This window comes from Limosilactobacillus alvi (genome assembly GCF_016900115.1).
In the GTDB taxonomy this organism is placed as follows: Bacteria; Bacillota; Bacilli; order Lactobacillales; family Lactobacillaceae; genus Limosilactobacillus; species Limosilactobacillus alvi.
The window spans coordinates 1-1,672 of the sequence record NZ_JACJJQ010000078.1 but is presented as its reverse complement, the minus strand read 5'-3'; the positions used below and the strand labels follow the sequence as shown (position 1 = coordinate 1,672).

Below are 1,672 nucleotides of genomic sequence, written 5' to 3'. Positions count from 1 at the left end.
AAATTGGCCCTCCATCGGTTAATTAATTGTCCCAATTTCGTTATGTTTAATGTCATCAGGGCTAGGCCAATGTCATTTTCCACAGCCCGTTGACCACGCAAATGAGTTCGGCGTATGCCAAAATCCCTCTTCATGTGACCAAAGACTGGCTCAACGTCGAACTTCCGTCGACGATAAATCGCCTTACCTTCGTCACTTGAGAGGGTCGCTTTCACTTTTGCTTTGTAATAATTCCAGGTCGGGTTAACCTTCATATAACGTTGCCGACCACCTGGTGTTTTCGCTAATTTATCCAATTGCGCTGACGGCTGGTGCTTATCTGCCCGATAGATTTTAAAATCACGTTTGAAACCATATTTATCGATTTGCTCACTATACCGATAAAAGCTAAAACGAACCCCTAAATGATCAATATAGTAATCATCTTCGGCGTTATACTGCCAATTTTGTGAGTTAGTTGGGTCGTTTTTAAACTTGCGCTTCTGTTCCTTTTGATAAGTTGTATAGGGAATAATAGGTTGCTTTTCAAACTGATCAAGAATCGTTGTGTAATTGTATTCACTACCATAACCTGCATCAGCGACGATATGTTTAAAGAAGCCTAAGGCATGAAATTGCTTAAGAAATGGTACTAAAGTCCTTGTATCAGTTGGGTTTGAAAATAATCCGTAATCAAGAACAAATTGCTTATGAGTGGCAATTTGTAAGTTATAGCCAGGTTTCAATTCCCGATTCATCATCGGATCTTCTTTCATACACATAAAAGTCGCATCATGATCAGTCTTGGAGTAGCTATTGCGACCTTGGAAGATATCTTCGGCATGTTCATACTTTTGGGCACGAGGAATTAAGTCGTTGCTTAGCTGGTGACGAAGTTTTTTTAGGAAACGACGACGCCGTTTCCTAACTGAACCACCTTTGATGATTTTGGGTTCTTGCTCAATCTCTTCATCTAATTTAGTGATTTGCTCTCCGAGTTCTTGTTCCATTGTTTTCATGCCTTCGGCAGAAGTGACCAGCTCTGGCGCCATTTCTTGCACCACTCGTTTTTCCACTAATTCCTCATAAATCTTACTTGTCTTTTCCCTTAACTTAGCGTGGTACTTTTCCACTGCACGACGCCAAGTAAATGAATATTTATTGGCATCAGCTTCGACCTTGGTTCCATCAATAAAAACTGCATCATTTTGAATTAGGCCGTGATCTGTTAAAGCCATGGTAAAGTAGACAAAAGCACGCTTGATCAGATTACTAGCGTGCTGACTGCTCCGAAAGTTATTGATGGTGTGGTAACTATAAGTATAGTCATGGGCTAACCAACGCATTGGTAGACTCTCATCCAACATCATTTCAATCTTTCTTCCAGAATAGGTTTGACGCGAGTAGGCAAACAAGAGGATTTTAAGCATAATTGCTGGATGCGATGCAGGGCGGCCAGTAGCCGCCACCGACTCTTCCAATAGAACCTCCTGTGGAATTGAGTCAACAAATGCACTAATTAGTCGCGCAATATGGTTCTTTGGTAAATCATAGTTATAGTTTAGTACGAATTCGGTTTGCCCTATGGTATAATTTTGATACATGGAAATCGCTCCTTTTTGTTTGTTTTGGGCTAATTACATCATATCAGGAGCGACTTCCTGTGTACATAAAAACCGGATGATGAATTGTT

At 40.7% G+C, this 1,672-nt stretch carries 1 protein-coding gene; it reads right to left on the bottom strand.

Translation table 11 applies throughout. The features are described from left to right. Positions 1–1,583: IS1182 family transposase (locus tag H5993_RS09100; protein ID WP_204777102.1), on the bottom strand; the 1,583-nt coding region annotated here is incomplete at its 3' end. Positions 1,584–1,672: the final 89 nt, after the last annotated feature.